At 66.4% G+C, this 26,345-nt stretch carries 22 protein-coding genes; 9 read left to right on the top strand and 13 right to left on the bottom strand.

What is annotated here, in order from left to right; genetic code table 11:
- Positions 1-67: 67 nt before the first annotated feature.
- Positions 68-1,213 (bottom strand): substrate-binding domain-containing protein, encoded by a 1,146-nt coding sequence (locus tag BOO69_RS19130; RefSeq protein WP_071973995.1) that lies wholly within the window; start codon positions 1,211-1,213, stop codon positions 68-70.
- 75 nt (positions 1,214-1,288) lie between these two features.
- Between BOO69_RS19130 and BOO69_RS19125 the strand changes: the two genes are divergently transcribed.
- The 8 genes from BOO69_RS19125 to BOO69_RS19090 all read left to right on the top strand — a co-directional run bounded on the left by BOO69_RS19125 (position 1,289) and on the right by BOO69_RS19090 (position 11,209).
- Positions 1,289-1,711 carry a MarR family winged helix-turn-helix transcriptional regulator gene (locus BOO69_RS19125; protein ID WP_071973994.1) on the top strand — a complete coding sequence of 141 codons (423 nt, stop codon included), beginning with the start codon at positions 1,289-1,291 and terminating at the stop codon, positions 1,709-1,711.
- Positions 1,712-1,787: 76 nt separating this feature from the next.
- Entirely contained in the window at positions 1,788-3,371 is a 1,584-nt protein-coding gene (locus BOO69_RS19120; RefSeq protein WP_071973993.1) for a gamma-glutamyltransferase family protein, read from the top strand.
- 83 nt (positions 3,372-3,454) lie between these two features.
- Positions 3,455-4,363: a LysR family transcriptional regulator gene (locus BOO69_RS19115; RefSeq protein WP_071973992.1), complete on the top strand. Its 909-nt coding sequence runs from the start codon at positions 3,455-3,457 to the stop codon at positions 4,361-4,363.
- A gap of 81 nt (positions 4,364-4,444) precedes the next feature.
- On the top strand, positions 4,445-6,499 hold the full coding sequence (locus BOO69_RS19110; RefSeq protein WP_071973991.1) for a hydantoinase/oxoprolinase family protein: 2,055 nt from the start codon (positions 4,445-4,447) through the stop codon (positions 6,497-6,499).
- Positions 6,496-8,142 (top strand): hydantoinase B/oxoprolinase family protein, encoded by a 1,647-nt coding sequence (locus BOO69_RS19105; protein WP_071973990.1) that lies wholly within the window; start codon positions 6,496-6,498, stop codon positions 8,140-8,142. The genes BOO69_RS19110 and BOO69_RS19105 overlap by 4 nt, the downstream gene beginning before the upstream one ends.
- Before the next feature lie 124 nt (positions 8,143-8,266).
- Entirely contained in the window at positions 8,267-8,842 is a 576-nt protein-coding gene (locus BOO69_RS19100) for a TRAP transporter small permease subunit (protein WP_071973989.1), read from the top strand.
- The gene (locus tag BOO69_RS19095) at positions 8,839-10,146 is read left to right on the top strand and encodes a TRAP transporter large permease (protein ID WP_071973988.1); all 1,308 of its coding nucleotides are present in this window, start codon (positions 8,839-8,841) and stop codon (positions 10,144-10,146) included. Before BOO69_RS19100 ends, BOO69_RS19095 begins: the two co-directional genes overlap by 4 nt.
- A gap of 28 nt (positions 10,147-10,174) precedes the next feature.
- Complete coding sequence (locus tag BOO69_RS19090) at positions 10,175-11,209, top strand: TRAP transporter substrate-binding protein (RefSeq protein WP_071973987.1); 1,035 nt, start codon at positions 10,175-10,177, stop codon at positions 11,207-11,209.
- A 46-nt stretch (positions 11,210-11,255) separates the two neighbouring features.
- On the opposite strand, the gene BOO69_RS19085 is transcribed toward BOO69_RS19090, so the two are convergent.
- From BOO69_RS19085 to BOO69_RS19075, 3 genes are all read right to left on the bottom strand, one after another.
- Positions 11,256-11,576, bottom strand: a complete 321-nt coding sequence (locus BOO69_RS19085) for a hypothetical protein (protein ID WP_071973986.1) — start codon at positions 11,574-11,576, stop codon at positions 11,256-11,258.
- Positions 11,577-11,862: 286 nt separating this feature from the next.
- Positions 11,863-12,918, bottom strand: coding sequence for a ParB/RepB/Spo0J family partition protein (locus tag BOO69_RS19080; RefSeq protein WP_071973985.1), 1,056 nt, complete (start codon positions 12,916-12,918; stop codon positions 11,863-11,865).
- Positions 12,915-14,225, bottom strand: coding sequence for an AAA family ATPase (locus tag BOO69_RS19075; protein WP_071973984.1), 1,311 nt, complete (start codon positions 14,223-14,225; stop codon positions 12,915-12,917). The genes BOO69_RS19080 and BOO69_RS19075 overlap by 4 nt, the downstream gene beginning before the upstream one ends.
- Before the next feature lie 386 nt (positions 14,226-14,611).
- On the opposite strand from BOO69_RS19075, the gene BOO69_RS19070 reads away from it, so the two are divergent.
- Complete coding sequence (locus tag BOO69_RS19070; RefSeq protein WP_071974083.1) at positions 14,612-15,310, top strand: DnaA N-terminal domain-containing protein; 699 nt, start codon at positions 14,612-14,614, stop codon at positions 15,308-15,310.
- A 12-nt stretch (positions 15,311-15,322) separates the two neighbouring features.
- Here the strand turns inward: BOO69_RS19070 and BOO69_RS19065 are convergent, their stop codons facing one another.
- The 9 genes from BOO69_RS19065 to BOO69_RS19025 all read right to left on the bottom strand — a co-directional run bounded on the left by BOO69_RS19065 (position 15,323) and on the right by BOO69_RS19025 (position 26,302).
- Positions 15,323-18,418, bottom strand: coding sequence for an efflux RND transporter permease subunit (locus tag BOO69_RS19065; RefSeq protein WP_071973983.1), 3,096 nt, complete (start codon positions 18,416-18,418; stop codon positions 15,323-15,325).
- Entirely contained in the window at positions 18,415-19,596 is a 1,182-nt protein-coding gene (locus BOO69_RS19060) for an efflux RND transporter periplasmic adaptor subunit (protein WP_237267626.1), read from the bottom strand. The genes BOO69_RS19065 and BOO69_RS19060 overlap by 4 nt, the downstream gene beginning before the upstream one ends.
- Positions 19,597-19,676: 80 nt before the next feature.
- Entirely contained in the window at positions 19,677-20,426 is a 750-nt protein-coding gene (locus BOO69_RS19055; RefSeq protein ID WP_071973982.1) for a tyrosine-protein phosphatase, read from the bottom strand.
- Complete coding sequence (locus BOO69_RS19050) at positions 20,423-21,229, bottom strand: metallophosphoesterase family protein (protein ID WP_071973981.1); 807 nt, start codon at positions 21,227-21,229, stop codon at positions 20,423-20,425. Before BOO69_RS19050 ends, BOO69_RS19055 begins: the two co-directional genes overlap by 4 nt.
- The gene (locus BOO69_RS19045) at positions 21,226-22,014 is read right to left on the bottom strand and encodes an ATP-binding cassette domain-containing protein (RefSeq protein ID WP_071973980.1); all 789 of its coding nucleotides are present in this window, start codon (positions 22,012-22,014) and stop codon (positions 21,226-21,228) included. Before BOO69_RS19045 ends, BOO69_RS19050 begins: the two co-directional genes overlap by 4 nt.
- A complete protein-coding gene (locus tag BOO69_RS19040) occupies positions 22,011-22,982 on the bottom strand; it encodes an ABC transporter ATP-binding protein (protein WP_071973979.1) in 972 nt (323 codons plus the stop codon). Before BOO69_RS19040 ends, BOO69_RS19045 begins: the two co-directional genes overlap by 4 nt.
- On the bottom strand, positions 22,983-23,804 hold the full coding sequence (locus BOO69_RS19035; RefSeq protein WP_071973978.1) for an ABC transporter permease: 822 nt from the start codon (positions 23,802-23,804) through the stop codon (positions 22,983-22,985). It abuts the gene before it with no gap.
- Complete coding sequence (locus BOO69_RS19030) at positions 23,801-24,745, bottom strand: ABC transporter permease (protein WP_071973977.1); 945 nt, start codon at positions 24,743-24,745, stop codon at positions 23,801-23,803. Before BOO69_RS19030 ends, BOO69_RS19035 begins: the two co-directional genes overlap by 4 nt.
- Before the next feature lie 63 nt (positions 24,746-24,808).
- Positions 24,809-26,302, bottom strand: coding sequence for an ABC transporter substrate-binding protein (locus BOO69_RS19025; protein WP_071973976.1), 1,494 nt, complete (start codon positions 26,300-26,302; stop codon positions 24,809-24,811).
- Positions 26,303-26,345: the final 43 nt, after the last annotated feature.

Genomic DNA, 26,345 nt, shown 5'->3' with positions numbered 1-26,345 from the left:
AGCGATTTCATTTTCCATTTCAAGTAAATTGTTTGAACTGGAAAATGATTTTCAATATCTCGTTAGATTACAGTACCTTGAAGTCGCTGAAGGCGATGCCATCCGCCCGCGCCAGGTAGATGTCGGGCCGTTTCAGACCTCCGTCCCTGACGTAGGATCTGCCGCTTGCGTGAATCACCGGCAGCATGTCCCGGCTCGACCGCTGACGCCAGACGGTGCCATGGTCCCGCAGCAGCGCGGACAGATAATGCATCCCCTCGTAGGTGGATTGCCCGATCGCGTTCAGGGCGGGCGCGGCATCGCCGTGCAGCCCGTAGTACCGCTCCTTGAAGCAGGCGTTCGCCTCGGTCGCGATCGACCCGAAATAGGACGAGACGGAGAACATCCGCTCAAGGTTGCCCCGCCCGCAGGCCATCAGCCCGTTCTCTTCCAGCGCGCAGGACAGGCGCACGGCCTTGCGATGCAACCCCCGCCTGCCGAATTGCCGGTTGAAGTTGACGGCGTCCTGTCCCACCAGCGACACGAGAACCGCCTCCGCACCCGAAGCCTCCACCCGGTCCACCATGTCGGACATGTTCGGCAGACCGAAGGGTACATAACGTTCCATGGCCAGATCGACGCCCGACGCCTTGAGGATGCTCTTGGCCAGCGAATGAGAACTGCGGGGCCAGACATAATCGTTGCCGACCAGCGCCCAGGAACGCGGGCGGTACCGTGCCTGCAGCGCCAGCAGGGCCGGGGCAAGCTGTTCCTTCGGGGTTTCGCCGATGGCGAACAGGCCCGGCGTGGTCTCGCCCCCCTCGTAAAGCGGCGTATAGATGTAGGGAATACGCTGGCGCACGACCTTCGACAGCCGCTGCCGCACCGCGCTCAGATGCATGCCGACGATGGCGTCGATGGCGTTCAGCTCGATCAGGTCGTTCACCGTTTCCTCGATCGGCTCGTCCGCCTCGACCGCCGCGTCGATCATGATGAGCTGCACCCGCCGCCCGCCGATCCCGTCGCCGCGGTTCAGTTCCGCCGCCGCGACCTGCGCGCTGGAAATGCAGGACGGTGCCCAGATGCCCGCCGGGCCGCACATGGGGATCAGAAGCGCGACACGAAAGCTGCCGGAAGCGACCAGCAAACCGCTCTCGCGGTAATCCGCGAGCTCGATCGGCAGCGCGACATCTTCTTTCGTGTATCCCAGCGCCCGTCTCCCCCGGATCAGCATGGCAATTTGCACATTCCAATTGAAACTATTTTCCAAGTCAACTATTTTCCCATTGTACCACAACCGGACGGACCCATGCCGAAAGAGCCGATCACCTTCGAACGCCATCTGTCCTACGTGCTCGAGGCCGCGCATCGCTCGGTCAGCAACTCACTGGCCACCCGGCTCAAGGCGCACGGCATCCAGGTCACCGCCTGGAGGGTGATGGAATGTCTTGACGGCAACGAACGTCTGACCATGGGCGAACTGGCGCGGCGCGCGTTGCTCAACCCCCCGGCACTCAGCAAGCTGGTGGATCGCATGGTGTCCGAAGGGCTCGTGCATCGCCAGATTTCCAGCGTCGATCAGCGCCAAGTAAACCTCATGCTGACCAACCTCGGCCGTCGGCGGATGCTGCAGATCCGCCAGGACGCCGAGGATCAGGACCACGCGCTCATGGAACTGCTCGAGTCCGAGAACGGCGAAACCCTGCGGCGCCTGCTGTCGAAGCTGGCGTGAACGACACCGCTCGGGCCATGTGCTGCCACCACGGCGCTCGGAGGCCTTGCCAGACCGGCCGGAAAAGGGGTCACTGATGCACTTCGAACTGCCCTACCCGTCCCGTCGCGCGCCGCTGATGGCGCGCAACGTCGTCGCCACATCGCAGCCGCTGGCGGCGCAGGCCGGGCTGCGGATGCTGCTGGCGGGCGGCAACGCGGTGGACGCGGCGCTCGCCGCCGCCATCGCGCTCACCGTGGTGGAACCCACGGGCAACGGGCTGGGCAGCGATGCCTTCGCGGTGCTGTGGGACGGCGCCGCGCTCCACGGGCTCAACGCATCGGGCCGGTCCCCCGCAGGATGGACGCCAGACCGCTTTGCCGCAGGGTCGACCATGCCGGAACGGGGATGGGAAAGCGTGACGGTGCCAGGCGCGGTCTCGGGCTGGGTCGCCCTGTCCGACCGGTTCGGCGCGCTGCCCTTCCCCGACCTCTTCGCACCCGCCATCGCCTACGCCCGCGACGGCTTCGCGGTGTCGCCCATCATCGCGCGGCTCTGGAAGCTGGGCGGCGCCACCCTGTCGGATCAGCCCGGTTTCGCTGACTGCTTCCTGCCGGACGGCCGGGCGCCACGGGCCGGCGAAACCTTCCGCAACCCCGCGCTGGCGCAAACGCTCGAGCGGATCGCGCACACCCGCGGCGCCGCCTTCTATACCGGCGATATCGCAGAGCTGATCGCGCAGGAGTCCGCCCGCCATGGCGCGGCCCTGACTTCCGAAGACCTCGCCGCGCACCATGTCGATTGGTGCGGCACCCTGCGCCAGTCCTACGCCGGTATCGACCTGCACGAGATCCCGCCCAACGGCCAGGGCATCGCGGCGCTGATCGCGCTCGGCATCCTCGGGCACCACGACCTCGCCGCGCTGGACCCGGACGATCCGCAGGCCCTGCACCTGCAGATCGAAGCGGTGAAGCTGGGCCTCGCCGATGCCGAAGCCTTCGTCGGCGACCCTGACGCGATGGCCACCCCCGCCGAGGCGCTGCTGTCTCCGGCCTACCTGGGCCAGCGCGCCGCCCTCATCCACGCGCGCAAGGCCAGCCTCGCCACGCATGGTGCGCCCCGTGCCGGCGGCACCGTCTATGTCACCGCCGCCGATGCCGCGGGGCGCATGGTCTCGCTGATCCAGTCGAACTACATGGGCTTCGGCGCCGGTGTCGTGGTGCCCGGCACCGGCATCCACCTTCAGAACCGCGGCGCGGGCTTCGCCACGACGCCGGGCCATCCGAACCGAGTCGGGCCCCGCAAGCGGCCGTTCCACACCATCATCCCCGGCTTCGTCACCCGCGATGGCCGCCCCGAGATGAGCTTCGGCGTCATGGGCGGCCCGATGCAGGCGCAGGGCCATGTCCAGATGGTCACCCGGACGATGGTGCACGGCCAGTCGCCCCAGGCTGCCAGCGACGCGCCGCGCTGGCGTTTCGTCAGCGGGCGCCGGGTCGCGGTCGAGCCTGCGATGCCCGATGCCACCGTGAAGGCCCTGCAGCAGATGGGGCACGAGATCGTCCACGACCCGCCCGACAACAGCTTCGGCTTTGGCGGCGCACAGTTGATCGCCCGCCACGGCGGCGGCTATGTCGCAGGCTCGGACCATCGCAAGGATGGCTGCGCCGTCGGCTACTGATCGCGGCGCTGCCCGGCCTTGCGTGCCTGCCCGTGGATCGGGCAGGATCGCCCGACCAGCGGCAGGCGCGAACGGAACGGCACATGACCCGGCTCAACATCGAACAGCTTCGCACCTTTCTCGAGGTGGTGCGCCTCGGCGGCATGCGCCGCGCCGCGCAGAGCCTGAACATCACGCAGCCCGCCGTCAGCGCCCGGATCAAGGCGCTCGAAGACACGCTGGCCGTGCCGCTGTTCGAGCGCAGTGAAGGGCACCTCACCCTGACCAAGCGGGGCGACATGCTCGTCCGCTACGCCGAACAGTTCGAGATCCTGACCGAACAGGTCACCGCCGACATCATGTCGCCCGAGGGCATCGAACGGCAGCTGCGCCTCGGTGTCGCCGAAACCGTCGCACAATCATGGCTGCCGGATTTCGTCACCGGCCTGCACCGCCAGTTCAAGAAGGTCGAGATCGAGATCGACGTCGACGTCTCCACCAACCTGCGCCAGAGACTGCTCGACCGCGAGATCGACCTCGCCATCCTGCTCGGCCCGGTGTCCGAGGCGACGGTCAGCAACATCGCCCTGCCCGGCTTCACCCTCGCCTGGTACGTTTCCAACACGGTGCCCGATGCGCCCGAAGCGCAGGCGGAGCTGATCGCCCGGCATCCCGTTATCACCTACGCCCGCGGCACGCGGCCCAACCGGGAAATGCGGCGCGCGCTGTACGAACGGCTGGGGCCGGGCACGCAGATCTTCTCGTCCTCGTCCTTGTCGGCCTGTTTCCGTCTGGTCGAAGCCGGTCTCGGCGTCGCCGCCCTGCCCGAGATCCTCGGCCGGGACTGGGTGTCGCGCGGCCAGCTGCGCCGCTTCGATCCGGGCTGGTGCCCTGCCCCGCTTCAATTCACCGCCTCCTATCTCGGCGATCCGAAAAGCCACGTGGTGGAAACCGCCGCCCAACTCGCGCACAGCACGGCCCTGCGGCACACCGATCAGAATATCTTATCGTAAGACTAAAAAACATTCGATTTGATTTGATAGCGATTGCTTGCAACGCTGTTCCGGACGAAACCGCAGAAAGCCTGCCCGGACATGCCGCAAAACCGCATCACAATCGCCGTGGACATCGGCGGCACCTTCACGGATCTGGAACTGCGCGACGAAAAGACGGGCCTTTCCCACAGCCTGAAGTCTCCGACCACCCCTGACGATCCCGCGCGCGGACTGGCGGATGCGCTGCTGCTCGCGGCGGACCGCTTCGGCTTCGCCCTGTCCGACATCGGCCTGATCCTGCATGGCACCACCATCGCCACCAACGCCGTGCTCACCCGCGATCTGCCCGACGGCGCGCTGATCACCACCGAAGGGTTCGAGGACGTGCTGGAAATCGGCCGCCATGCCCGCCGCGACATCTACGCCCTGCGCGGTCCGGCCCGCAGCCCGCTGGTGCCGCGCCGTCGGCGATTCGGGGCGCCGGGCCGGATCGGCGCGGCAGGCGACGAGGTCCGTCCGCTCGACCCCGGCGCGCTGGACACCGTGATCAACCGTGTCGCGGCCACCGGCGTGGAGGCCACCGCGATCTGCCTGCTCAACGCCTTTGCGAACCCGGCGCACGAAATCGCCATACGGGACGCGCTGCTGGCCCGCTGCCCGGAGATGGCGGTATCCTGCAGCCATCAGGTCTCGCCCGAGATCCGCGAATTCGAACGTACCGCAACCACCGTCCTGAACGCGCAACTGGTCCCCGTGATCGACCGCTACGTCAGGGCGGTACGTCGCCGGCTTGCCGATGCGGGCGTGACCGCACCGGTCTACCTGATCCAGTCCAACGGCGGCGCGATCAGCCTCGACGCCGCCGTGCAGGCCCCGGTCAAGCTGCTGCTGTCCGGACCTTCGGGGGGCGTGCTGGCGGCGCAGAAACTCGCCCGCAGGCTCGACATGCCCGATGTCGTCGGCGTGGACATGGGCGGCACCAGCTACGATGTCGCCGTCATCTCCGGCGGCCAGCGCACCGTTGTCACGCAGGGCGAGATCGACGGCCTGCCAGTGCGGGTGCCGATGGTGGAAATGCACACGATCGGCGCCGGCGGCGGCTCCATCGCCTTCGTCGACGCCTCGGGGCGGCTTCAGGTCGGGCCGCGCAGCGCCGGCGCGGTGCCGGGGCCGGTCTGCTACGGGCGGGGCGGCGAGGAACCCACCGTGACCGACGTGAACCTCATCCTCGGGCGGCTCGACCCGGCGACGTTCCTCGGCGGACGGTTCGCGCTGGACATCGACGGCGCCCGCAACGCCCTACGCACACGTATGGAAGAACCGCTGCACCTCGATACGGATCGGGCCGCCGCCGGCATCCTCAGCGTGGTAAACGCGAAACTGGCGGCCTCGATCAAGTTTTCCCTGTTCGCCAAGGGGCTGGACCCGCGCGATTTCGCCCTGATGAGCTTCGGTGGCGCGGGCGGGGTGCATGCCGTCGAAGTGGCCGAGGAACTGGGCATCACCCGCGTGATCTTTCCTTGCGATCCCTCGACCTTCTCGGCCCACGGCATCCTGTCCTCGGACATCCAGCACGACCTTTCGCGCACCGAAATCCTGCCGCTTGCCCCCGATAGCTTGCCGGCGCTGACGGCCATGGCCGGCGACCTGCGCGCACAGGGGGCCGCGCTGCTGGAAACCGACGGGATCGCCCCCGAAAACCGCGTCCTGCGGCTCTCGGCGGACCTGCGCTACCGCGGGCAGGCGTTCGAGCTGATGACCGATATGCCCGACGGCGACTGCACGCCGGAAACCCTGACGACGCTGCGCACGCGGTTCGAGGAACAGCACCGCCAGCGGTTCTCCTTCGACGATCCCGCCGAGGCGGTGGAGCTTGTCACCCTGCGGTTGGTCGCCATCGGAAAGCTGGGCGCGGACGACCGTGCAGGTGCCGTCCATGAACCCTCGGAGAAACGCAGCACCGCGACGCGCCCCGTCCACGTCAACGGCGCCTGGGCGGACGTGCCCGTCCACCGGCAACTGTCGCTCGCCGCCGGAGAGGTGATCGACGGCCCCGCGATCGTCGAACAGGAATACACCACCCTTCTGATCCCGCGCCACTGGTCGCTGACCATGACCGGCACCGGCGACATGACCGCGAGGAAACAGCCATGAGCCGCCCCGATCCCGTCCTGCTCGAAATCGTCTCCGCCGCGCTGGTGTCGGTGGCCGAGGAAATGTCCGTGACGGTCTGGCGCACCTCGCGCTCCACCACCGTGCGGGAACTGCTGGACTATTCCACCGCCGTTTTCGACGCCGAGGGCCGCAACGTGGCGCAGGCCGCGCGGATGCCGGTGCACCTCAATTCGATGGAACTGTGCCTGCAACACATCATCGCGCACCACATCCCGCTGGCGGACTGGCGCGACGGCGACGTGATCGTGACCAACGATCCCTACTGCGGCGGGCAGCACCTGCCGGACTTCATCGCCTTCAAGCCTGTGTTCCGCGACGGCCGGCGCATCGCCATCACCTGCGTCCTGATCCACCATGTCGATGTCGGCGGCGGCGCGGCGGGGGGCTACAACGCAAAGGCGGTCGAGGTTTTCCAGGAGGGTCTGCGCCTCCCCCCGGTGCGGATCGTCCGTGACGGCAGGATGCAGGACGATCTCTTCGCCACCATCCTGCAGAACGTCCGCGAGCCGGAAACCTTCCGGGGCGATTTCCTCAGCCAGATCGCCGCGCTCGACGTGGGCGCGCGCGCCATGCTGCGACTGGCCGACCGCTACGGGGTGGACGCCCTGAACCAGATCGGCACGGCCCTGCTCGACCATGCCGAGCACGAAATGCGCGCGGCGCTGTCGGCCCTGCCCGATGGCACCTACCGCGCGGAGGATTTCGTCGATGGCGATGGGCTGGAGGACGGCGTGAAGCGTATCGCCGTCGCCCTGACCATCGACGGGGACAGCATCGCGCTGGATTTCACCGGCACCGCCGATCAGGCGCTCGGGCCGATCAATGCCACGCTGGCGACCACGACCTCCGCCGTCTACTACGCGGTGATCGCCGCCTGCGAGGTGACCGGAACGGTGAACGCCGGCTGTTACCGCCCGATCACCGTGACAGCCCCCGAAGGCTGCCTCGTCAACGCAGCCTTCCCGGCCCCGGTATCCATGCGCATGTTGCCGGGCCACAAGATTGCCACGGCCGTGCTGCGGGCCTTTGCACAGGTCCTGCCGGACCGCATCCCCGCGTCCTACTACGGCACCACCTTCAACCACGCGGTCAACATCCGGCACGCCGACGGTCGGCGGCAGGTCTATTTCGACAGCGAACTGGGCGGCTGGGGCGCGCACCCCGAACAGGACGGGCCGAACGGGCTGTCGGCGGGCTTTCACAACGGGCAGAACACGCCGGTCGAGATGATCGAGGCACTCTTTCCCCTGCGCTTCACCCGCTACGGGCTGGTGCCGGATTCGGGCGGCGACGGTCGGATGCGCGGCGGTCTGGGAATCGTGAGGGAATGGGAGTTTCTCGCCGAAAGCGGGCTGCTCAATGCCTCGTTCGATGCCTTCACCTCCCTGCCCTACGGGCTTGACGGGGGCGCACCGGGGCGCGGCGGCAGCCTGAGCGTGACGCGGGACGGTGTGACCACGCCGCTGTCGGCCAAGACCATCGGCCAAGCGCTGCGGCCGGGCGACATCGTGCGCATGGAAACCCCGGGCGGCGGCGGCCACGGCGACCCTGCCCTGCGCGACGAAACCGCCCGCGCAGAGGACATCGCCGACGGCTACGTGACACGGGGGTCCGGCGCATGACGAAGCACGTGCCCACGCCACGAGCGGACCGGGCCGGGAACGGGCCGACAGCCCCGCGCCGCCATCCGATTCGCTGGACAAGCCGCCGGACCTGTGCTCGGCTCATCCACATGGAAAAATCGGTATGAAAGAGCCGCTGCCGCAACGTGTCTCGCGCTGGCTGGCCTGGGTGGCAGGGGCGATCATCCTGTTCGGTTGCGCCGTCCCGATCACCCTCGACGTGTCGATGCGGTATTTCTTCAACCAGAGCGCCATCGACAGCTTTGAACTCTCGTCCTACGGACTTGCCGCCTGCATCGGTCTGGGCCTCGCCTATACCGTCACGACCAAGGCGCATATCCGGGTCGATTTCCTCGTCACCCGCCTGCCCTTCCCTCTCCGCGCGGCCTGCGACTTGCTGGCGGGACTGGCGCTGGCCCTCATTGCGGCGGCGCTGGCGTGGTTCACCTGGGGCACGCTGGAACAATCATGGCGCATGGGCGCCCGCTCCATGAGCCAGATGCGGGTGCCGCTGATCCTGCCGCAGGGCATCTGGTGGATCGGCCTGTTCTGGTTCGCCTGCACCGCCATTCTCGCGCCGGTGCAGGCGGTGCTGCGGCTGTGGCGCGGCGACCGGGCGGGCTTTGACGCGGCCATCGGCTCCGCAGACCTCGACGCCGAGATCGCCGAGGCCGTGCACGCCACGGATGGCGCGCCATGATCCTGACCGCCTTTCTCCTGCTGATCGTGATGCTGGTCCTGTCGCTGCCCGTGGCCGCGGTGCTGGCCCTCACGGGCTACATCCTGTCGGAAAACTACGCCTTCTTCCCGATGACCGGCGCGGCCGGAGAGCTGGCGTGGAACTCCTCCGCCGACTTCATCCTGATCGCCGCGCCGATGTTCATCATGATGGGCGAACTGATGCACCGATCCGGTGTTTCGGGTCGGCTGTTCGATGCGCTGACGCCATGGTTCTCGCGCCTGCCGGGCCGCCTGATGCACACCAACATCGCGGCCAGTGCCGTTTTCGCCGCGACCTCCGGATCGTCCATCGCCACCGCGGCGACCATCGGAACGGTGGCGATCCCCAACATGGACAAGGGCGGCTACAACCGGCCCCTGTTCCTCGGGTCCATCGCGGCGGGCGGCACGCTGGGGATCCTCATCCCGCCCTCGATCAACATGATCATCTACGCTGTGCTGACGGATACCTCCGTGGCCGATCTCTATGCCGCGGGGTTCATTCCGGGCTTCCTGCTCGCCTCGCTGTTTTCCGGCATCGTGCTGGTGCTGGTGCTGTGGCGGCCGCGCTGGGGCGGGCACAGGATCAGGGCCGAATCCCTTTGGTCGGCCCGCCTGCGCGGCCTGCCCCAGCTGCTGCCACCGCTGGCCTTGTTCGCCATCGTCGTCGGCAGCATCTACGCCGGTATCGCAACCCCCACCGAAGCCGCGGCCCTTGGCCTGATCGCGACGGTCGGACTGGTCGCTCTCAATCGCAAGTTGAGCGTGCCCGTCCTGCTGGCCGCCTTCGAGGGCACGGTAAGAACGACCTGCATGATCATGCTGATCGTCATCGCCGCCTTCTTCCTCAATTTCGTGATGGTCAGCATCGGACTGGTCGAGGCGATAACCGATGCCGTTCTGGCCCTCGGCTGGCCCCCGCTGGGGATGCTGGTGGCGATCATCTGCTTCTACCTGCTGCTGGGCTGTTTCATGGAAACGCTGTCCATGATGATCGCCACCACCCCGATCATCGTGCCGGTGGTCGTGGGTCTTGGCTATTCGCCGGTGTGGTGGGGCGTCGTGTTTGTCATCCTGATCGAGGCGGCACTGATCACGCCCCCGGTGGGCATGAACCTTTACGTGGTGCAGGCCGTGCGCAAGGCGGGCGGCGAGTTCACCGACCTGTTCAAGGGCGCGGCCCCGTTTCTCGGGGCCATGCTGCTGATGATCGCGCTGCTGGTCCTGTTCCCGCAGCTCGCGCTGTGGCTGCCCACCATCGTCAATCCGAAACCGGGCGGCTGAAGCCCGACCAACCAAGGGAGTAATTGCAATGAAAAGACTGGTAACCGCCGCCCTGACGGGCTTGCTGGCGCTGCCCGCGCTGGCGCAGGACATGCCGGAAACGGAATTCAATGTCGTCGGATCCATCGGCGGGCTGTCCATGTACACCGACAAGGAACTTCCCTTCTGGACCGAGCAGGTGCCCGAAGAGACCAACGGCAAGATCAAGGCCGACGTGAAACCCTTCACCGAACTGGGCTTCAAGGGGGGCGAGATCTTCCGCCTTGTCAGCAACGGCACGCTGCAGATGGCCACGACCGTGCTGGCCTACAACTCGGGCGAAGTGCCGATGAACGAATCCGTCGATCTTGTCGGCGTGATCGGCAGCGTGGAAGAGCTGCAACAGGCCGTGGACAGCTGGCGCGACGCCTATGCCGAGTTCCTCGAAACCCAGCACAACATCAAGCTGCTCGGCTTCGGCACCTACCAGGCGCAGGTGATCTACTGCCGCGATGAATTCACCTCCCTCGCCGATCTGCAGGGCCGGAAGGTGCGCGCGTCGGGGGCATCGCAGCAGGCTTTTGTCAGCCATCTGGGGGGATCGCCCCTGTCCATCGCCTTTGCCGAGGTGCAGCCCGCGCTGGCCAGCGGTGTGGTGGATTGCGCCATCACCGGCGCGCTGTCGGGATACAAGGCGAAATGGAACGAATCCGCGCGCTTCATCTCTCCCATGCCGGTGAACTTCGGCCTTGCCGCACAGCTCGCCAACCTTGACTGGTGGAACGGCCTCGACGCGTCGGTGCAGGACTACCTGACCAAGAGCCTGGGTGAATTGGAAACATCCATCTTCGAACTCGCCGCGACCGAAACCGAGACGGGCCTTGCCTGCAACACCTCGGGGCCCTGCTCGCAGGGGGACGCGGCCGGCATGACGCTGGTGCCGATGACCGAAGCGGACGACGCGCTGCGGGCCGAAGCCGTGAGCGAGGCGATCCTGCCGGAATTCGCCGACCGCTGCGGTGCCGATTGCGTCGCCACGTGGAACGACACCATCGGCCAGACGCTGGGCATGACCATCGAATGACAACACCGGGCGGCGGTTCGCCCCGCCGCCCCTGCCCCGCGTCGGCTTATTCCCGGATGTCGGGCTTTGCGTCGTGGGACTGAAGAAACGCGATCCTGCCATCCGTGAAATAGGCCTGGGCAACGCCAGGGCCTTTCCGTTCCAGCCGAAAGGCGTGGCGTTTGCCCTCCCTGAAGGTCTCGTACCGGGTCCAGTACGTGTCCCCCTCGAACCCGTAGACCCCCTTGTCGGTGTCGCCGTTCGCGAAGCGGCACAGGCAGGTGCCGTCGGTGCCGTAGTCGATGCAGGCGACGACCTCGTGGGTGTCCGGGTCCAGCCCGTAGACACTGCGGCCCTTCAGAAACGTCTGGATCTCTTCGGAATTCATGGCGTGCTCCCCCTGTTTGTCCGCTGGCAGGATAGGCGCTGCCTGATCCGGTGAACAGACTTAGCGAGAGAGTGGCGATAGCGCAGCATTTACGCTGACGGAACGCCGGTATTCGTTTAATACGTTGAAAAAAAACGATTTTTCTATGCATTATGGATAACGGTTACCCATGGGTAACCGTTATCCGCACTTCAATCCGCTATAACGACACGCGGGGCGGGCTTGGTGCCGGTTACCCATGGGTAACCACCCTGGCCCATCAGCCGGTTACCCGTGGGTAACCGGCCTACCTGATCCGGGGCCCGCCCCTCAGCGCCTCGTGAAAGGCCTTCACCGCTTCCTCGAGCGCCCCCTTTGGCAAGGACGTGAAGTCGACGTCGCTCACGAGCCGGCACTCCCCCGCCCGAGCCGTGACCTTGGTTTCCCCGACGAAGAACTCGAACTTCTGCTTGGGCTTGGGCGCATCCCGTTCCGGCTTGGTCCCGGCGCTGACAAAGGATTTCAGCACACGCGTCTGCGCCTCCGGCGACCCGCACCGCTCCAGCGCGGCCTTCAACGCCTCCACCTGTTCGGGGTCCGAGATTGCCCGGGCCACATCGACGCCAAGGTTCCGCGCCACCGCCTTGGGCCATTTCAGGCTGTCGCCCAGCACGTTGAGCATGAAGACGAAGTTGCGGATGTAGGACCGCTTGGTCTTGTGCAGCGCCGCGTACAGGCGGTTCACAAGCTCCGCGGCGTCCGGTTCGTCCACGCCTTCGTCGCGCGCCGCCTCGATGGCGACCTGCGCCATCTCGGCAAAGGTCAGATCCTCGCGCACGACGTTCTCTTCCACCATGTCGACGTAGCGGCTGATCCTGTCCGACGGCCCTGTTTCGACGCGCGCGATGATGGTCGCGAAAGCGTCCTCTCCTGTTTCGCGGTGGAGCTGGGACAGCGCCGTGAACCGCCGCCACCCCTTCTTGAGCTGATAGCGACCGTCCTCGCCCGGATAGACCTCGACCGGTTCCTTCTGGCCGCGATCCCGGATCGACGCCTTGAGCTCTTCCATCTCATCCGAGACCGCGACGCCATCGAGGTCCAGCCGGTCGCGCGGCAGATCGTCGGTCGAGATGTCCTGCAGGGGCAGAACCACAAGCACCCTGCCCTGCTCCTGCGCCGTGCGCCACGCCTCGGCGTCTTCCGAATTGCGCCGCCGCTGTTCGACCTTGGCCGCGGTGGATTCCTGCAGGCTGTCGGCAGCATCACGCACCGCCGCGCCCATCGGCCCCACCGACCGGCTTCGGGTCGGCCGTTCGGCCGACGGCTCTACGGGGGCGAACCCGAACTTGTTCTTGCTGCTCATTTCACGCTCTCCTTGCCCTTCGCATTGCTGCGCCATGCATTCAGCACGGTCTGCAGGAACTCATCGTAGGCCCGGTCGAAACTTTGCCGGGCGCGCTTCCAGGTTTCCCGCGTCATCTGCCGATAGTCCTGCTCGTAGACCGACATCTGGAACCGGCCAGATTGTTCGACCGCGCGGGTCATTTCGATGGGATTATTACAGACATCATCCCCGAAGACGTTTCGCAGCGCCTCCATCATCGCGATATGCAACGGGTTCGTCGCCTCGTACCGCGTCATCAGCAACCGGATATCGGCAAACCGTTTCGGAAGGGTGATGCCGGCGTCCGGTGCCAGTTCGGCGAACCCTTCCGAAATGTCGGCCATGGCGTCGCCCAACTGGCCGAGATAGCTTGTCGTGCTGTCGTATTCCCAATACCCCGGTCCGGAGGGAATATAGAGAATATCAGCCGCAAACGCCGCGTTCAGAGACTGATAGCCGATGGCGGGCGGACAGTCGAAGATGATGATGTCGTACTGATCGTCCGGCAGTTCGTTCAGGTACCGGTCCATGCAGCCAAAGAACGACCACGCCTTGTGCAGAGACCGGTATTGCGCACTGGCGAATTCGACGAACGCCGCGTTCGCGCACGACGGGATGATGTCGATGGTGGGCCAGCAGGTCTTTTGGATGAAGTCCTGGAACCGCTGCGCGCCGATCGAACGCACGTCCTCGGGCAGTTCCTCGGAAGAAGGGTAGGGGCAGTCTTCCGGGTTGTCGTAGCTTTCCATGAAGCGGTCCGCCTCGCGGCAGAGATCACGGCACATGATCCCCCAGACGGTGTGCCATTCCTTGACCTCCGTGAGGCCCATCGAATGGGTCAGCGTCGCCTGCGGGTCGAAGTCGACGCAGAGGATCCGATAGCCATCAAGGGCCGCGGCATGGGCGAGGTGCTGGGCCACGACCGTCTTGCCCACGCCGCCCTTGAAGTTGGACACCGCGACGCGCATCGCGCGGCCCTTGGGCCGTTCGGGCGACAGGGATTTCCCGCGAAAGCGCAGCCTGCGGCGCAGTTCGCTGATCTCGGCCAGGGTGAACCACCTTTGCCGGCCGTCTTCCTCCGTCAGGCCCTGGGGCAGGGAGGTGTCCTCCGCCAGCTTCTTGCGCAGCGTGTCGGCGGGCACATCGAACATGAACTGGCTGATCTCCCAGATGGAGAAGGGCCGCAGCTCCTTCACCTCGCCGGGAGAGAAGGTCGCCCGCCGCACCGCCGCCTGTTGCGCGAGGCTGCGTTCGTTCATGTTAAGCAAATCGTTGTGGTCTCTCATGAGAATTCTCGTGTTTTTCTGCTACGCGTCCTCGATAACGCGATTTCGAAAATTGTTCAAAGATAAATTCCCGAAATCGGGGAAATCGGCACTCCCGAATTTCACGTGTCTGGAGCGAAATGCCGGAGGCTTGGCGCAATTTGGTGACACTGAACCCGCTGCAGAGAAGAATAGGGTGACAAACCACGCCGGATATGGTGACACTACACTGTCCCCCTAAACCTATTACCCTTTAGATATTGTTTTATTTGATTTTGGGGGGCTAATTCCGCTTATTCACAGATGATTGACAAAAGACGGGATTTCAGACTTCAATGAGGCACGGAGAATCGACAGCCAAGATCGGTCTCCCGAGGCAACAGTACGATGATGAGCGGGACGCAAACATGAAAATCCAACGCGCGATGGGCCCGGATGCGGGCGTCGTGAAATACGATCTGCTGACCGCGCTTTCCGTCGCGGGGCTGGCGGGCAGTCCCGGTCTGGCGACGTCGTTGATGCGGCTGATCGCGTTGGTGACCGCGCGGTACAACTGGCGCGAGGACGAATTCTGCGTCGGTCAGAAGGACATGGCGCGCATGTGGTCCGTGGACGAGCGGACGGTGAAACGGCAGATCAAGCGGCTGCTCGAGGCGGAGGTGCTGATCTGCAAGCGGCCCGGCGTGCGGGGCAGGGTAGGGGCCTATCGTCTCAATCACGGGGGAATCGCCCGGTTGTCGGCGCCCACGTGGCATCTGGTCGGGCCGGATTTCGAAGCCCGCATGCAGGCCCGCTACGGGGCTGACGAGGCCGAGAAGGTCGTGCGGTTGGGCGACTATGTCGCCGCCGCCGAGCCGGCGAAGGACACCGGGGCGTCGGGCACGCCCTGGGCCCGCGCCATGGCGACCCTGCGCAGCGAGGACAAGGCCCAGTACGAAGCCTGGTTCCAGAGGCTGGGCTATCTGAGCGTGGAAGGCGGGGTGGTGCATGTGACCTGCCCCAGCGCGTTTATCCGCCGCTATATCGAAACGCACCTCATGCAGAGACTGCTGAACGCGGTGCGGGCGGAGTTCGGCGGCGTCTCCGAGGTCCGTATCCGGGTCTGAAGGGCAGGGGGGTCAGCCTGCCTCTGCGGCGGCCAGTTCGCGTTGCAGCCGCTTCTCCGCTTCGGCCTTGGGCACGGAGAAACGCGCCAGCAGCAGATAGGCCACGGGGGTGAGATAAAGGGTGGACAGGGTGGCGAGCCCGAGGCCCCCGACGATGACCCAGCCGAGCGCCTCGCGCGCTTCTGCCCCCGCGCCGGAGGACAGGATCAGCGGCACGCCACCCAGCACGGTGGAGGTCATGGTCATCATGACCGGCCGCAGGCGGATGGTGGAGGCATCGAGGATCGCCGCGCGCACGTCTGCGCCCTTGTCGCGCAACTGGTTCGCGAATTCGACGATGAGGATACCGTTCTTGGCCATGATCCCGATGAGCATCACCAGCCCGATCTGGCTGTAGACGTTCAGGCTCTGCCCCGTCAGCAGCAGGGCAAAGACGGCGCAGGCGAGGCCGAGCGGGACCGTGGCCATCACGACGACCGCGGAAACGAAACTTTCGAACTGCGCCGACAGCACCAGGAACACCACGAGTATGGCGAAACCGAAGGTGATGAACATGCCCCCGTTGGTCTGGTCCAGCGTCGCCGCTTCGGCCAGGGGCACGATGCGGTTCTGTTCGGCAAGGATCTCGTCGCCGATGCGCTCGACCTCGGCCATTGCGTCGCCCAGTGACAGTTCGGGCGTCAGACCGGCGGTCAGCTCGACGGATCGGTTCTGGCCCTCGCGGTCGAGTTCGGGGGCGACCGCGCGCTCTTCGAAGGTGACGAAGCTGGAAAGTGGCACCATCTGCCCGTTGCCCGCCTGCATGAAGATGTTCTCAAGGTCGCCCGAGTCGTTCACCGGGTCGGACGTGGACAGCATCTGCACGCCAAAGTTGGTGTCACCTATGAACACCGAAGCGACCTCGCGGCCGTCCAACACCGACTGCAGGGCCTGCCCGAGGCCGGTGATGTCCACCCCGAGGTCGGCGGCGAGCGTGCGGTCGATCTGCACGAAAAGCTGCGGCTGGGTGCGTTCGTATTCAAGCCGGACCTGCCCCATGGCGGGGTTCTGCGACAGCCGGTCCACCATGGTTTGCGCCACATCGGCAAGCTGGTCGTAGTCGTTGCCGGTGATGGCGAATGCGAGCCCCCGGCCCGCGCCGCGGATGCCGAGGGAATTGGGCTGGATGGCAAAGGCCCGGACGCCGATGATGTCGCGCAGGCCGGCGTTGATGTCATCCACGATCTCTTGCTGGCTTCGTGTGCGGGCATCCCACCGGGCGAGGGTGAAGACCATGAAACCCCGGTTGGTGGCGCCGAAACCCGAGATGGAAAAGACATTGGTGATCTCGCCCGATTCCTGCAGGGGCGCGACCGCGTCCTCGATTTCGCGCATTTTGCCTTGGGTATACTCCAGAGATACGCCCTGCGGCGCCGTGACGCTCAGCAAGGCAACGGCACGGTCCTCGCGGGGGGTCAGCTCCTGCCGGATGCCACCGGCCATCAGGGCGGCCGTGGCGGCCACGAAGACCGCGATCAGCACGACGACGAAAGGCATGGCGAGCGCACCGCGCAAGCTTGTTTCATAGAGGGCATGGAGCCGGTTGCCGAGCCAAATTATCGGGCCACGGGGGTCTTCCTCGGGGGCCGCGGTCAGCAGGCGGCTGGCCAGTACGGGGCACAGGCTGAGCGCGACGATGGAGGACAGCAGCACCGCCATGGCCAGCGTAAAGCCGAATTCGCGGAACAAACCGCCCGCCTGTCCCGGCAGAAAGGACAGCGGGACGAAAACAGCGGCCAGCGTCGCGGTGGTCGTAACGACGGCAAAGAACACCTGCGCGGTCCCGTTCACCGCGGCGGCGCGGGGCCCCATTCCCAGGGAACGCTGGCGCACGATGTTTTCCAGCACCACGATGGCGTCGTCCACCACCATGCCGGTGGCAAGCACCAGTGCCAGCAGGGTCAGGATGTTGATGGAGAACCCCACCAGATAGATCGCGGCCAGCGTTCCGATCAGCGAAACCGGCAGTGTCAGCGCGGGGATCAGCGTGGCGCGGGCATCCCGCAGGAAAAGGAAGATCACCGCGATCACGATGGCCACGGCGATGCCGAGCGTGGTCAGCACCTCCTGGATCGATCCGGAGATGAAGATCGCGTCGTCGGAGGTGACGAAGATGCTGATGTCGTCCGGCAGGGTCTCGTTCAGCTCGGCCACGACGGCGCGGACGCTTTCGGAGATTTCCAGCGTGTTCGACGTGGCCTGACGGATCACCCCGATACCCATGCCCTGCTGACCGTTGGCGCGCAGCACCGTTTCGCCGGGCGCGGGGCCGAGCGAGACCCGTGCAATGTCGCCCACCGTGACATTATCGCGGATTTCAAGGGCTTCGAAGGCCTGCGCGGTGTCCACGCTGGCGGTGGTGCGGACGTTGATCGACTGCCGGTCGCCCGTCAGATCCCCCGCTGGCGTGTCGTAGGCCACATCGGCAAGCCCGCGCTGGACATCCCCCAGCGTCAGGCCCCGGCTGGCAAGTTCCAGAAGGTCGATGTCCACGCGGAAGATCTGTTCGCGGTCGCCGTAGATCTGCAGGTCGGCCACCCCGTTCACGGAGATCAGGCGGTCTTCCACGCGATCCTGGACGATCTGGGTCAGTTCCTGTGGCGAGCGCCCGCTGGAGGTGACCGCGATGCGCATGACCGGCTGGGCGTTGGCGTCCGCCTTGACGATTTCGGGCTGTTCGGCGCCTTCGGGCAGCTGGTTGGCGATGCGCGCGACGGCATCGCGGACATCGGTGGCGGCCACGTCGATATCGACGGAATCGTTGAATTCGAGCGTGACGCGGCTGCGCCCGAAGCGGGAATTCGAGGAGATCGACCGGACACCGGAGACACGGCCGACCGCGCCTTCGATCCGCCCGGTGAGTTCCTGATCCACCGCCTCGGGCGAGGCGCCGGGATACTGGGTGGTGACGGTGACCACGGGCCGGTCCACGTTGGGCAGTTCCCGGATCTCGGCGCCGAACAGGCCGGCGAGGCCCGCCAGCACGATCAGCGCGTTGAGCACGAAGGCGAGGATGGGCCGGCGGACAAAGATCGCGGTGCCCGGCGAGCGGGCTTCGGGCGCGCTCACAGCGTGGCCTTGTCGGTGCGGGCGGCGGTGGCTCCCTCGGCATTCACGGGAGCGACCTCGGCGCCCTCGCGGAGGGTCTGGACCCCTTCGGTCACCACGGTTTCGCCCGGTTTCAGCCCCTCGGCGCGGATCAGGACGGAATCGCTGTTGCGCTGCGCGATGGTGACGTCCGCGCGGGCGGCCTTGCCATCGCGCACTGCCCAGACGAAGGGGCCTTCGCTGGACCATTGCAACGACAGCGGGGGAATCGACAGGAAGGTTTCGCCGGGGAAGGTCATCGCGACGGAGAACGCCATGCCGACGCGCAGGGTGTCGTCGGTGTTGGCGACGCGGCCCTGCACCAGCAGGGTCCGGCTGGTGCGATCCACCACCGTATCGATGGCGGCGACTTCGCCCGTCATCACGGTTTCGCGCAGGCCGAGGGGCATGATCGTGATCTCCTGACCGATCCGGATCTTGCTGACGACCCGTTCGGGGACTCGAAAGTCGATCAATATATCGCTGCGGTCCGTGATGGTGGCCACGATATCTTGTGCATTCACGCGGTCTCCGACCTCGATGTCGGTGATGCCGACCCGGCCGGAGATCGGCGCGACGATCTGGCGTTGGGACAGGTCGAATTCCGCTTGGCGCACCGCCAGTTCCGCGCTGCGCAGGGCCACCTCGGTCGCGCGCAGGCGCACTTCGGTGACGGCGCCGGTCGACGAGAGCTGCTTGATGCGGGTTTCCTCGCGCTGCGCTTCTTCGAGGTTGATCTGCGCCTGTTCGAGGGCGATCGCTTCCTCTTCGTCCTGAAGCCGGGCGATGACGCTGCCGGCCTCGACCCGCGCGCCGGGCTGAAGGTTCAGCTCGGTGATGATGCCGCCCGCGTTGGCGCGCACGGTGACGGCACGTCTTGCCCGGCCGTCGCCGATGGCGGTGATGCGGTCCGCGATGGCGGTTTCGCCCACCGGGGCCACCATGACCTTGGACGGGCCACCGCCGCCCCATTGCCGCCCCGGTGCCTGTGCCGCTTCGGCCTGCGGAAACTGGATGCCCAGCAGATCGGGAATGCCCGTCCTTTCAAGCAGCGGGCGCGCCGCGGGAACGTAGGCGATCCAGACATACAGACCCGCGCAAAGCACGAGCACGAACAGGACAAGTTGCTGCAGGGCCTTCATCGGTGGGATCGCCGCCATGTTCCTAAAGATTGCGACAGCTTACCCGTTTCCGTGCGCGGAGACACCAGAATCATCGGTTTGCGGCGGCCTGCGCGGAATCAATTTTCCGTCAGGCGCCTAAAAAGCTGTCGCAGGTCCGCGGGCGGCAGGCCGATATGCTGCAGGTAGCCGTTGACGCTGCCATAGCGGTTGTCGATGTGGTCGAGCGTGGCGGCGATGGCCGGCGCCGGGCTCTCCAGCAGGCGGGCGTAGCTTTCCACGTCGCCGCCCCGCTCGCGGGAAAGATCGAGAAACTCCGCCACGAGGTCGGGAATGAAATCGGCGGTCAGCGTGTAATCGGCGATGATCTGGTCGCGATCCACATCGGCGATCCCCAGAAGCAGCGCCGCGACGATGCCGGTCCGGTCCTTGCCCGCCGTGCAGTTGAACAGCACCGCGCCCTCCTGCACCCCGGCCATGGCCGAGAGGATGTCGCGGATCGCCCCGGCGCGGGTTTCCAGCGCGGCGAGATAGAATGCCTCCAGCGGGTGCGCTTCTTCGACGGCGGCGAGGGACAGCGCCTCGGGCGAAAGATCGTCGAACAACGGCATGTTGGCGAAGTGCACGTCGGCGAAGGCCGCGAAGGGGTTGGGAGCGGTTGTCACCTCGTCTTCCGTCCGCAGGTCGATCACCATGCGGAGGCCCTCGTCGTGGAGGCGGGTGATCTCGGACGGGTCGATGCGGTGGAGGCTGTCGGCGCGCAGGAAACGGCGCCACGGGATCGTGCCGCCGGAGGCGGTGGTGTAGCCGCCGAGGTCGCGGATATTGTAGGCGCCCCTGACGGGCAGGTGTCGGGTCATCTGCGTCATGCGAAGGCCAGCAGCCGCGCACGGTCGATCATGCGCAGTTCCCTTGCCTCTGGCGAGAGCGGAACGAAACTGACGGAAAGACCGGAAGGGCGCCATTGGCAGATGCCCATGCCGGTGCCCTCGACGATGCGCAGGCCATCGGTTTCCAGCAGGTCGATGGTGGAATCCTGCCCGTTGGAGATGACGATCGGGATCCCGTGCCAGTGGTTGACTTGGTTGATGTGGATGTGTCCCGAGAGGATCCCGGCGACGTGGTGCCCCTCGAGCATCCCGGCCAGCCGTTCGGTGGCGGGCATGTCGATGCTGCCCCAGGGCAGGCCGTCGGCGTCGACGCGCGGCGGGTGGTGCATCACGATCACGCGGGGCAGGTCGGCATGGCGCGACAGCGCATTGGACAGGAATTCGAACTGCGCATCGCAGATGGTTCCGGCCACGTGGCCCGGTTTCATCGTATCCAGCGTGATGACGTGCATCCCGGCGTGCACGGCGTCGTGGAAATAGGGGGCATCGGACCCCGCGTTGCCCATGACCTCGTGAAAGGACGCGCGCTTGTCATGGTTGCCGAGCGCCATGACAAGCGGCGGTTTCAGGGGGGCGATGATCTCCTTCAGCAGGCGGTAGCTGTCCGCGTCGCCCATGTTGGTCAGGTCGCCGCTGGCGACGACGAAATCCGGCTGCCGTTCCATGCCGTTGATGATCTGCACGACCCGCTTGAGCGTCTCTACCGCGCCGGACTTGTCGCTCGGGTCCGGGGAGCGGGGGTGCGATACGTGCAGATCGGTCAGGTGGATGAATCGGGTCATGTGGATACTCCGGCGGCCTTGAGCAGGGTTTGCGTGTAGCTGTGGGCAGGATGGCGCAGGACACCGGCGGCGGGGCCGGTTTCGACGGGTTTGCCATGCTGCATCACCAGCAGATGATCGCAGATCGAGGCGACGACTGCCAGATCGTGGCTGATGAAAAGTATGCCGAGCCCGAGATCGTCCTGCAGGTCCATCAGCAGGTTCAGGATCTGGGCCTGCACCGACACGTCGAGGGCCGACACCGCTTCGTCCGCGACCAGAAGGGCAGGGCGGGTGACGATGGCCCGGGCGATGGCGATGCGCTGGCGCTGACCGCCGGAGAATTCATGCGGGTACTTCGTGCCGTCACGCGGGTGCAGGCCCACCTGTTCCAGTGCCTCGGCGGTGCGGCGGCCCGTGTCGGAATCGGTGCCGATGGCGCGCAGCGGTTCGGCGATGGACCAGCCCACGGTGCGGCGCGGGTCGAGCGATCCGAAAGGATCCTGATAGACCATCTGGAAGTGCCGCCTGCGCTTGCGCAACGCCGCGGCGGGCAGGGCGTGCAGGTCGTCGCCCTGGAACAGGATCCTGCCGGCATCGGGCTGCTCGAACGCCATGACCATGCGGGCGAGGGTCGATTTGCCGGACCCGCTTTCGCCGACGACGCCCAGCGTTTCGCCCGCGCGGATGGTGAAGCTGACGTCGTCCACCGCCGTCAGGACGGGCGCGGCGCCCAATACCGAGGTGCGCGGCAGCTTGTAGCGGCGCGTCAGGTTGCGCGCGTCAAGCAGGGGGGCCTCCGTCATGGCGTGCCCCCGGTCAACAGATGGCAGGCCGCGCTGCGGCTGCCGCCAAGATCGGTGCGGTTCGGCCTGACGGTGGCGCAGCGGTCGATCTGCACCGGGCAGCGGCCGGCGAAACGGCATCCCTCCGGCAGGTCGGGAAGCGAGGGCACGGTGCCGGGGATGGTGGGCAGGCGGGGCCGCGGCTGACCCGGCAGGCGGGCCTGTGCGACCGGGTCGGGCCGGGCCGCCAGCAGGCCGCGCGTGTAGGGATGGGCAGGCTCGGCCAGTACCGCGTCGGTCGGTCCGCGCTCGACCATGTCGCCGCCGTACATCACCACGATGTCGCGCGTGGCACGCGCCACGGCGGCAAGGTCATGGGTGATGAAGACCAGCGCCATGTCGCGCTGGCCGGTGAGCCGCACCAGCAGGTCGGTGATGCGCAGCGCGATGTTCGCATCGAGCGCGGTCGTGGGTTCGTCCGCGATCAGCAGCGCGGGGTTGCACGACAGTGCCAGTGCGATCAGCACGCGCTGCCGCTGACCGCCGCTGAGTTCGTGCGGGAATTGCCGCATCCGCGCGGCGGGATCGGGGATGCCGACTTCCTCGAACAGGGACAGCACCCGCTGCTCTGCGGCGCGGCGGCCCAGCCCTTCGTGGACCATGATCGGTTCGGCCACGGTGTCGCCCACCCGGACCAGCGGGTTCAGCGCCGCCATGGGTTCCTGAAAGATCATCGCGACGCGCCTTGCGCGGAGACGCTGCCAGTCCTTTTCCTCCGCGTGGGTCATGTCCTGTCCGTCGATGCGCAGCGCCCCGGTAAGGCGCGCGCCCTCGGGAGACATGCCCATCAGGCAGAGGGCCAGCATGGTCTTGCCCGACCCGCTTTCGCCGACGATGCCGAGCCGGTCGCCCGGACGGATCGTGAGACTGGCGTTGCGCAGGGCGGTGGCCGATCCGAAGGAGGCCGAAAGGTTGTCGAGTTCGAACATCTAACGCTCCCGTGCGAGGCGCGGATCGGTCATGTCGCGCAGCCCGTCGCCGAGGAGACCGAAGCCCAGAACGGCGGCGACGATGCAGAGGCCCGGATAGATCGCCAGCTGCGGGGCGAGGTACATTAGCGTCTGCGCCTCGGACAGCATCCGGCCCCAGCTGGATGCGGGGGGTTGCGCGCCGAGCCCGAGGTAGGACAGTGCCGCCTCGGCCAGGATGGCGACGGCGAATTCGATGGTGCCCTGCACGATCACCGCGGCGGCGATGTTGGGCAGGATGTGGTCGCGGCTGATGGCAAAGCGGTTCATGCCGGCGGCCCGCGCCGCCGAGACGTAATCGAGCGTCCAGACCTGGTTGGCCGAGCCGCGCGCGACACGGGCGAAGACCGGTATGTTGATGAACGCGATGGCGAGCACCGCGTTGGTCAGCGAGGGGCCGAAAACCGCCGCCAGCATGATCGCGAAAAGCAGCGCGGGGAAGGCGAAGCCGAGGTCGGCCAGCCGCATCACCCCGTCCTCGACCCAGCCGCCGATGGCGGATGCCGTCAGCCCCAGCGCCACGCCCACGGACCCGCCGAGCAGGACGGCGATCAGCGCCACCGCCATGGAATTGCGGGCCGCCGCCATCAGCTGGCTGACCACGTCGCGGCCCAGCTGGTCGGTGCCCAGCCAGTGGACGGCGGAGGGATCCGCGAACTTGTCGCGGATGTTCATCGCGGTCGGGTCGTGCGGGGTCCAGACCAGCGACAGGGCGGCGGTGCCGACGACCAGCGAGACCAGCACGGCGCCGATCACGAAGTTGGCGGGCAGGCGGCGGGTCATGCGCGGGCCTTCAGGCGGGGGTCGATCACGACATATAGCAGGTCGACCACGAAATTGGCGGTCACGACGATGGCGGCGAACAGCATCACCAGCGCCTGAACCGTCGGAAGGTCGCGGTTGGAGATCGACTGGAAGATCAGCCGCCCCAGGCCGGGAAGGTAGAACACGTTCTCGATGACGATGGTGCCGGTGACCAGCGCGGCGAACTGCATGCCGACGATGGTGACGATGGGCACCAGCGCATTGGGCAGCACGTGACGCCACAGCACCCGGCGGCGCGACAGCCCGCTGGCGCGGGCGGTGCGTACGAAATCCTGCCGCATGACTTCGAGCGCGGAGGACCGGGTCACGCGGGCCAGCACCGCCGATTGCACCAGAGCCAGCGCGATGGTGGGCAGGATCAGCGACCGCGCGGCGGCGACGGGATCGGACCAGCCGGCAAAGCCGCCCGGCGGCAGCCAGCGCAGCTTGACCGCGAAAAGCAGCACCAGCAGCATCGACAGCCAGAAGGCGGGCACCGCGATCCCGAGCTGGCTGAGGAACATCACGCCCCAGTCTCCGACACGGCGGTGCCGCGCGGCGGCGCCGATACCCATCGTCAGGGCCAGCACCAGCGTGGCGATCATCCCGGCGACGGCCAGCGCCACGGTCATGCCCAGCCTTTCCCCGATCAGGGTGGACACGGGCACGCCGAACGAATGGCTGATGCCGAAGTCACCCTGCACCGCGTGCCAGACCCACGAGAAATACCGCGAGACCACGGGTTCGTTCAGGCCAAGCTGGTCGCGCAGGGCGGCCAGCGCGTCATCCGTCGCGTCGAGGCCAAGAATGGTGAGCGCCGGGTCGCCCGGCAGCACGTTCATGACCGCGAATACGACGATCGAGACTGCCAGCAGCGTCAGGATGAAACCGGCGGTCCGGCGGAGCAGGAAATACGTCATGCGGTCGGCAGGATAGGGGGGGACGGGGCCCGCGGCGGGTCAGACCCGCGCGGGCCCCTGTCTTCAGCCCGCGTTGCTCACGCCCTTGAGCGGCATGTAGAGAACCGGCGAAGAGGACCAGTAGCCTTCGACACCGGTGCGGAAGACGCCCAGCAGGGGAAGCTGGAACAGGAAGGCGTGCACGGACTGGTCGGCCAGATATTCCTGCCCCTGCTTCAGCAATTCGTTGCGCTTGTCGGCGTCGGCCTCGGTTTCGATCTGGTTCCACAGGGCCGTGAATTCGGCATCGTCGTAGCCGTAGAAATAGTCGGGCCCGCGCGCGAAGTTGCCCATGTCGTTGGGCGAGGTATGCGCGATGATCGTCATGTCGTAGTTCTTCTTCTTGTAGACCTCGTCGATCCAGAAGCCCCATTCCACGTTCTCGACCTTGGCGTCGATGCCGGCGTTGGAAAGCTCCTGCTGGATGATCTCGGCCGAGCGGGTGGCATAGGGGAACGGCGGCACCCGCAGGGTCATGGTGGTGCCCTCGACACCCGCATCGGCGAACATCTGTTTCGCCTTTTCGGTGTCATGCGGGTACTTGCCGGTCAGGTCCACGTAAGCAGCGCCGTGGGGCGGATAGAAGCTGCCGATGGGCACGGCCTGTCCGTACATCGCGCCTTCGATTATTTCCTCGCGGTCGATGGCGGTGGCCACGGCGCGGCGCACCTCGATGTTGTCGAAAGGCGCCTTGGCGTTGTTCATGGCGAGAATTACCTCGCCCTCGGTCGAGCCGATGTTGACGCGGAACCGCGGGTCGGCTTCGAACTGCGGCAACAACTCTGGCGCGGGGAATCCGGGGAAGGCGTCCAGCTCTTCGGCCATCATCGCGGCGGTCGCGGCAGCGGGATCGGAGATGAAACGGAACTCGACCTTGTCGAGCGCCACGTTCTCCGCATCGCGGTAGTCCTCGTTCTTGACCAGCGTCAGACGGTCGCCGCGTGTCCAGCTTTCCATCCTGAAGGGGCCGGTGCCGACGGGATCGGTGTTGTTGGTGTCTGCCGATTCAGGCGCGACGATGGAACTGTCGCCCTGTCCCATGTTGAACAGGAAGAAGGCGTCCTTGTTCTTCAGCTTGATCTCGACGGTCTGCGGGTCAACCGCGGTGACGGACTCGATCGGCTTGAAGATGTCCTTGGACGGGTTCGTGCTGTCCTCGGCCATGGCGCGGTCGAAGGAAAACACCACGTCTTCGGCATCGAAAACCGTGCCGTCATGGAACTTCACGCCCGAGGCGAGGGTGAACGTGTAGGTCAGCCCGTCGTCCGACACGGTCCAGTCGGTCGCGAGGTTCGGGCCAACTTCGCCGTTCTCGGCCACGATGGTCAGCGATTCGTAGACGTTCATCGTCAGCATGCCGTCGATCGACGCCGTGGCGTCCGCCGTCGGGTCCAGCGATGTCGGTTCCTGTTGCAGGCCGACGCGCAGGGTATCCGCCAAGGCGGACAGGGGCGCGGTCGCCAGTCCGGCCGTGAGGGCGATAAGGGAAAGTGCGGTCAGTTTCGGTAGGCCAGGCATGTGCGGAACTCCTTGCTGGACGTGGGAAGCGGGCCGGGGGGCC

The sequence above is a fragment of the Sulfitobacter alexandrii genome, assembly GCF_001886735.1.
Lineage (GTDB): Bacteria > Pseudomonadota > Alphaproteobacteria > Rhodobacterales > Rhodobacteraceae > Sulfitobacter > Sulfitobacter alexandrii.
Note: the sequence above shows the minus strand (reverse complement) of the source record. Positions and strands in the feature narration are given on the sequence as shown.